We start from the raw sequence: 6960 nt of genomic DNA, 5'->3' as shown, positions 1-6960 counted from the left end.
GCGAACGCCCGCAGCGCCGCGCCCGCGGGCGTGGTCACCGGCGCGCGACCCCCGGCCAGCGCATCCATCGTGTCGCCCAGCACCGCCGCAGCGGAGGTGCAGCCGAAGCCGATGCCCGACAGCGTCACGCCCGGCACCAGCAGGTCCACCGCGTCACACAGGCGCGGGCCGGTGGCGCGCAGGTTGTCCTCGGTCGTGGGGTTGTCAAAGGCGATGCGCGTGACGTGCAGCCGGGTTCCGGGCGGCATCAGGCTGGCCGCGTCACCCTCGATCGTCAGGTCGGTGGCCAGGGCCACCAGCCCGAACCGGTTCAGATTGTCCTGCATGCGGCTCCCCTTACCCGTCGATGGACAGGTCGCGCAGGAACAACGCGATCTGCGGGAAAAAGATCAGCAGGACCGATACCGTCAGCAGCATGATCACGAAGGGCGGCGTGCCGCGGATGACCTCCCAATAGGGCCGGCGGAACACCGCGATGGCCGTGAAGATGTCGCAGCCGAAGGGCGGCGTGGCGCTGCCGATGGCGACCTGCAGGGTGATGATCGTGCCGACCAGCACCGGGTCCAGCCCCGTCGCCTGCACCACCGGCGCAAAGATCGGCACCAGCACCAGGATCACCACGATCGGGTCCACGAACATGCAGCCGATGAAGAACGCGATGGAGATGGTGAACAGCACGCCATAGGGGCCCATGCCGTCGATGCCGATGACGGCCAGGATCTCCTGCGGGATCTGGGCGAAGCTGATGACATAGCTGAAGGCCGCGCCGGCGCCGACCAGGATGAACACCACCGCGGTGATCAGCCCGGTCGATTTGGCGGTCGCAAACAGCTGGCGGGGCGACACCTGTCGAAAGACCAGCATCTCCAGCACCAGGGCATAGAGGACGCAGGCGGCCGCGGCCTCGGTCGGAGAGAAGACCCCGCCATAGATGCCGCCGATGATCAGCACCGGAAAGCCCATCGGCCAGATGGCCCGGCGCACGGCGCGCAGCCGGTCGGGCCAGGGCATCCGCGGTTCGGTCGGCACATTGTGGCGCACCGCATAGATATACGAATAGATCGAGAACATCACCAGGATCAGCAGCCCCGGCCCGATCCCCGCCAGGAACAGCTCTGCGATCGATGTCCCCGACACCACGCCATAGATGATCATGCCGATCGATGGCGGGATCAGAAAGGCGATGTCGGAGGCGTTGATGATCAGCGCCAGCGTGAAGCGGTCGCTGTAGCCCGCCTTGAGCAGGCGCGGCCGCATCGGGCCGCCAACCGCCACGACCGTGGCCTGCGTCGACCCCGACACCGCGCCGAACATCGTGCAGGCCCCCGCGGTCGAGATGGCCAGCCCGCCCTTGATGTGACCCAGGAACGCCATGACCACGTCGATCAGGCGGCCCGCGGACTGGCCGCGGGTCATGATCTCGGCCGCGAAGATGAACATCGGGACGGCGATCAGGCTGGCGGGCTGAATGCCCGCGATGACCTGCTGAACCAGCGTCTCCAAGTGGCCGATGCCGCCGAAGATCGCGACGAAGCCCACGACCGACGCGACGATCAGCGGGACCATCATCGGAAAGCCCAGCAGCAGCAGCACGATCATCGTGCCAAGGATGGCGGTGGTCATGCGTCGGCGTCCTTCTGCGGCAGGTCGTACCCGTCGCGCACGGCGGTCGACAGCCAGATGTCGGGGTCCCTGAGGTTCTTCAGCGCGGTCAGCGCGTATTGCAGGCCGGTCAGGAAGAAGCCGGCGGGAACCCAGACGATGATCCACCATTGCGGGATGCGCAGCGCGGGCAGAACCCTGCCCCGGCCCGCCTGGCTCATGACATAGGACAGCGCGAACCACGCCAGCACCAGCAGCAGCACCGCCGTCAGCGCCGATATCGCCACCAGCATCGCCTTGCGCGCCTTGGGCGGCAGCGCGTCGGTGATGGCCGACATGCGGATGTGGCGCCCGTGCCGCGCGGCATAGGACATGCCCGTGAAGGTCACCAGGACGATCAGCGCCTGGTTGACCTCCTCGGCGAAATAGAGCGAGCGGCCAAAGACGAAACGGCCGACGACATTGGCGACGGTGTTGAACGCCATCGCCAGCACGCCGATCGCCAGGGCCACGGCCTCCAGCCGGGCGATGGCGCGGTCGGCCACGCCCAGGATGCCGGGCAGACCGGATTCGTACAGCGCATCGTCGATGTCGTCCTGCGCCTGCGTCGCCTCGGCCGCGGCAAGGATGTCCGGGTCGTCGGCCGGGCCTGGGGGCCGGTCACCTTTGGTCTCTGGCGTCATGGCCACCTGTCCATCATCGTTCGCTCGGGCGCCCCGCCCCGCAGGGCGGGACGGGGCACCGGGATCAGCCCTGGGCCGCGGCGGACAGGTCCGCCTTCATCTGGTCCAGGACCTCCTGGGCGCGGGGACCGCCGATCTCCAGGAAGGTCTCCTCGACCTGGGCGGCGGTGTCGCGGAAGGGCGCGCGCTGCTCCTCGGTCAGGGTGGTCACGGTGACCTCGGGGCGGTCGGCAGTGATCTTCTCCAGCGACGCCTCGGTCAGGCCCTGCTGATATTCGATGATGTGGTCGAATGCCGTCTGGGCCGCGTCGCGGACCACCTGCTGGTCCTCGGCGGACAGGCCATCAAAGAACTCCTGGTTGGCCATCAGCGCGGTGGTGAAGTTGTTGTGGCCCAGCCGGGTGATGTGGTCCTGGACCTCGTACATGCGGGTGGATTCGATGAAGAAGGCCGGGTTCTCCTGCGCATCGACGATGCCGGTCTGCAGGCCGCCATAAACCTCACCCCAGGGCAGCGGCGTCGGCGTGGCGCCAAAGGCCTGATAGCTGCTGACCAGCAGCGGGTTGGTCATCACCCGCACCTTGACGTCGTCGAAATCGGCAGGCGCCGCGATGGGCCGGTTCGAGGTGACCATCACCTCGCCCTCGGGGTACATGCTCAGCAGCTCCAGCCCCTGCTGGGCGTACAGCTCGGGGAAGATCGTATTGATCGCCTCGGAATTGCGGAAGAAGGCGAACAGCTGGTCGTCATCCTCGGGCAGCAGATAGGGCACGAAGAACACCTGCGCCTCGGGGATCAGCGATCCGGTGAAGCCGGGCGACTGGTTCACGAACTGCAGGATGCCCGACTGGGTCTGTTCCATGATGTTGTCGGATTCGCCCAGCGTGCCAAAGGGGAACAGCTGGACCTCGTGGTCGGAATTGGCCTCGACCTCCTCCTTGAACTTCTGGGCATAGACGCCCTGGACCTCGTCCAGCGCCTCCTCGAAGGCATAGCGCCAGGTGTCGGCAATGGCGGCCCCGGATCCCAGGATCAGGGCGGTCAGGCTGGCGGTGGCAAGGCGGAATGCGGGGCGGGTGGTGATGGTCATGATACCTCCTGTTGGGGCGGGCCCTGCGCGCGGATCGCACGGGCCCTTCTGCGGCAGGATTCGGACCTTTCGGACCGTTCCGATTGGACCCGATGGTTCGGGACAAGCGGAATCCAAGTCAATTGATGTATTAAATCATGACAATTATGACCGCGAAAGTCAAACAGGTCGCCCGATTGTCCTGCCCTCAGCCCGGAAGAACTGCCGAGACGATGCGCAGCGCCTGTTCAAGATCGCGCGTCGTGGCCCCGCCCAGCGACACGCGCAGCGCCGGCCCCTGGGGCAGGATCGCAAAGCCCGCGCCGGGCGCCAGCGCGACCTGGTGGGACAGCGCGGTGGCCAGGGCCGCGCCTTCGTCGGTGCCGGGGTCCAGCGGCATCCAGCGGTGCAAACCGTGCAGGAACCCCTGCGCACGCTGGCCCAGGACGCGCACCGCCAGCCGGTTCCTTGCGGCCAGTTCGCTGCGCTGCGCCGCCAGCAGCGCGTCGGCCGTGCCGCCGGTGATCCAGTCATGCGCGATCTCGGCCATCAGGGGCGTGGCCATCCAGGCCATCGACAGGTGCCGGTTCAGCGCGGCCTCTGCCATTTTCTCGGGCATCGCCAGAAAACACAGGCGCAGCCCCGGCGACAGGCATTTCGACAGGCCCGTGAAATAGAAGCTGCGCTCCGGCGCGAATCCCGACAGGGCGGGCGGGCGGCGCGGCGGCATCGGCCCCGTGGGGTCGCTTTCCAGGATCATCAGCCCGGCTTGGGTCGCGGCGCGGGCCAGGGTCTCGCGCCGGTCTCGGTCCATCACCCGCGCCCGCGGCCCCCCGCCCGAGGGCAGCAGGAACACCGCCTTCATCCGCCCGCCCGCCGCCCGCGCGGCCCGGATCAGCGCGTCGGGGTCCATGCCGTGTTCGTCATCGGGGATGCCCTGCAGGCGCAGGTGCAGATGCTGGGCCGCGGGCCGCAGCGTGTGGCAGGTGGCGGATTCGGTCGCGATGATGTCACCCGGCAACGCCACGCATTGCAGCGCGACGAACATCGCAGGCGTGGTCCCGTTGGTGATCAGAATCCGCTGCGCCGGGACCACCATCCCGCAGCGCGCCAGCCACGCCGCGGCCATGCCGCCATACAGCGACATCGTCTGGCGCGGGCGGAAGGACAGCATCGCCGGGTCGGGCAGACGGTCCGACAGGCGCAGCAACGTCTCGCTCCAGGCCGTGCGGATCTGGGGCAGCGCCACGGGGGTCATCATCGACAGGTCGATCGGCGGGCGGTCGGTGGGCGCGCGGAACCACGGCACCTCGATCGTCTCGCGCGGGCCGGATCGCACGAAGCTGCCGCGCCCGACCTCTCCCGAGATCAGGTCGGCGCGGATGAGCTCCTCGTACGCGCGGCTGACGGTCTGGACGCTGACGCCCAGCTGCCAAGCCAGGTCGCGATGCGGCGGCAGGCGCGTGCCGGGCGGCAGGCTGCCCGCGTCGATCGCCGCGGCGATGCCCTGGGCCAGGCTGCGATAGGCGGGGCGGGTGATGTCGGTGCGTCTCAGGGGCCAGTGGGACATGGGGTGCAGGATCGCCCGCCGCGCGCGGATTGACAAGCGGGCCGCGCGCGGGAACATGCGCGCCATGATCCCGCCCCGCAGCCTGCGACTGGACGACCGCGACATCGCCATCCTGGCGGTGCTGTCGCGCGAGGGGCGCATCACCAAGACCGACCTGGCCGCCCGCGTGAACCTGTCGCCCACCCCCTGCTGGGACCGGATGCGGCGGCTGGAACAGGCGGGCCTGATCCGGGGATACCGCGCCCAGATCGACCTTTCCACCCTGGGGCCGCATGTGCAGGTCTTCGTCACGGTCGAGCTGGACCAGCACCGCAGCGAAAGCTTTCAGCGGTTCGAGGCGGTGATCGCGCGCATGGACGCCGTCACCGGCTGCTGGGCGATCGGCGGGGGGTTCGATTACCTGATGTCGGTGATCGCCCCCGACGTGGCGGCGTTCCAGGGGGTCATGGACGGGCTGCTGGACAGCGGCGCAGGGGTGCGGCGCTATTTCAGCTATATCGTGACCAAGCCGGTCAAGGATCAGCCCGCCTTGGGCGCCATGCTGGAACATCATCGGCTTGAGGGCTGAAGTTCAGGGATTTCCTCGGGCAGAGCCCATCGGATCAGAGAAATCTTCGGGCCCCACCGCCCTATCCTGCCCCCAGCAGGAACAGGAGCGATGATGCTGACGAATGATGAACTGGCCCGTTGGGACCGCGAGAGCTTTTTCCACCCCTCGACCCATCTGGGCCAATTCGCGCGGGGCGAGGCGCCGCAGCGCATCGTCACCGGGGGCGAGGGCTGTCACATCACCGACCGCGACGGCAACCGCCTGCTGGACGCCTTTGCGGGCCTCTATTGCGTGAACGTGGGCTATGGCCGCCCCGAAATCGCGCAGGCCATCGCCGATCAGGCGCATCAGCTGGCCTATTACCACGCCTATGCTGGCCACGGGTCCGAGGCCGCGATCACGCTGGCGCAGATGGTCATGGACCGCGCGCCCCAGGGCATGGCGCGGGTCTATTTCGGCCTGTCGGGGTCGGATGCGAACGAGACGAACATCAAGCTGGTCTGGTATTACAACAACATCCTGGGCCGTCCGAAAAAAAAGAAGATCATCAGCCGGTGGCGGGGTTATCACGGGTCGGGCCTGATGACCGGATCGCTGACAGGGTTGCAGCTGTTTCACGCCAAGTTCGACCTGCCGCTGGACCAGGTGATCCATACCGAGGCGCCGTACTATTTCCGCCGCCCCGACGCGGCCATGTCGGAGGCGGACTTCGTCGGCCATTGCGTGGCGCAACTGGAGGCGCTGATCGCGGAACACGGCTCCGACACCATTGCGGCCTTCATCGGAGAGCCGGTGCTGGGCACGGGGGGCATCGTGCCGCCGCCCGCGGGTTACTGGCCCGCCATCCAGGAGGTTCTGGACCGCCACGACATCCTGCTGATCGCGGATGAGGTGGTGACGGGCCTTGGCCGGTTGGGAACGATGTTCGGGTCGGACCATTACGGCATGCGCCCCGACCTGATCACCAGCGCCAAGGGCCTGACCAGCGCCTATGCGCCCCTGTCGGCCAGCATCGTGGGCCAGCGCGTCTGGGACGTGCTGGCGCGCGGCACGGACGAGAACGGCGTGATGGGGCATGGCTGGACCTATTCCGCCCATCCCATCGGCGCGGCGGCCGGGGTGGCGAACCTGAAGCTGATCGACAGCCTGGGGCTGGTCGGGAATGCGGGCACCGTCGGCGCCTATCTGAACGACCGGATGCAGGCGGCCCTGGGCGATCACCCCCATGTCGGAGAGGTGCGCGGCGAAGGGATGCTCTGCGCCGTGGAACTGGTCGCGGACCGCGATGCCCGGCGCTTTTTCGACGCGTCCGAGGGCAAGGGCGCCAAGGTCGTGGCGGCGATGCTGAAGCGCGGCGTGATCGCGCGGGCGATGCCGCAGGGCGACATCCTGGGCTTTGCCCCGCCCCTGTGCCTGACGCGCGAGGAGGCCGACCGGATCGTCGCCGTCACGACCGAGGCGGTCGCCGAGGTGTTGGGCTGAATTG

6 protein-coding genes and 1 pseudogene are annotated in these 6960 nt (G+C 68.2%); 2 read left to right on the top strand and 5 right to left on the bottom strand.

Annotated features, from left to right (window positions below):
* The 5 genes and pseudogenes from FHD68_RS08360 to FHD68_RS08340 form a co-directional block, all read right to left on the bottom strand.
* A pseudogene (locus FHD68_RS08360) lies at nucleotides 1-326 on the bottom strand (ectoine utilization protein EutA); the annotation flags it as partial.
* Between the two features lie 10 nt (nucleotides 327-336).
* Nucleotides 337-1623: a TRAP transporter large permease gene (locus FHD68_RS08355; RefSeq protein WP_127898321.1), complete on the bottom strand. Its 1287-nt coding sequence runs from the start codon at nucleotides 1621-1623 to the stop codon at nucleotides 337-339.
* Nucleotides 1620-2285: a TRAP transporter small permease gene (locus tag FHD68_RS08350; protein ID WP_127898320.1), complete on the bottom strand. Its 666-nt coding sequence runs from the start codon at nucleotides 2283-2285 to the stop codon at nucleotides 1620-1622. Before FHD68_RS08350 ends, FHD68_RS08355 begins: the two co-directional genes overlap by 4 nt.
* A 64-nt stretch (nucleotides 2286-2349) precedes the next feature.
* Entirely contained in the window at nucleotides 2350-3375 is a 1026-nt protein-coding gene (locus FHD68_RS08345; protein ID WP_127898319.1) for a TRAP transporter substrate-binding protein, read from the bottom strand.
* A 187-nt stretch (nucleotides 3376-3562) separates the two neighbouring features.
* Complete coding sequence (locus FHD68_RS08340; protein WP_167550380.1) at nucleotides 3563-4924, bottom strand: aminotransferase-like domain-containing protein; 1362 nt, start codon at nucleotides 4922-4924, stop codon at nucleotides 3563-3565.
* Between the two features lie 64 nt (nucleotides 4925-4988).
* Here FHD68_RS08340 and FHD68_RS08335 point away from each other — a divergent pair, with 64 nt between their 5' ends.
* On the top strand, nucleotides 4989-5492 hold the full coding sequence (locus tag FHD68_RS08335) for an Lrp/AsnC family transcriptional regulator (protein ID WP_127898317.1): 504 nt from the start codon (nucleotides 4989-4991) through the stop codon (nucleotides 5490-5492).
* Between the two features lie 93 nt (nucleotides 5493-5585).
* Nucleotides 5586-6956, top strand: coding sequence for an aspartate aminotransferase family protein (locus FHD68_RS08330; protein WP_127899340.1), 1371 nt, complete (start codon nucleotides 5586-5588; stop codon nucleotides 6954-6956).
* Nucleotides 6957-6960 lie beyond the last annotated feature (4 nt).

Source organism: Paracoccus marcusii (assembly GCF_006151785.1).
Classification (GTDB): Bacteria; Pseudomonadota; Alphaproteobacteria; order Rhodobacterales; family Rhodobacteraceae; genus Paracoccus; species Paracoccus marcusii.
This window is presented reverse-complemented; position numbering and strand designations above follow the sequence as displayed.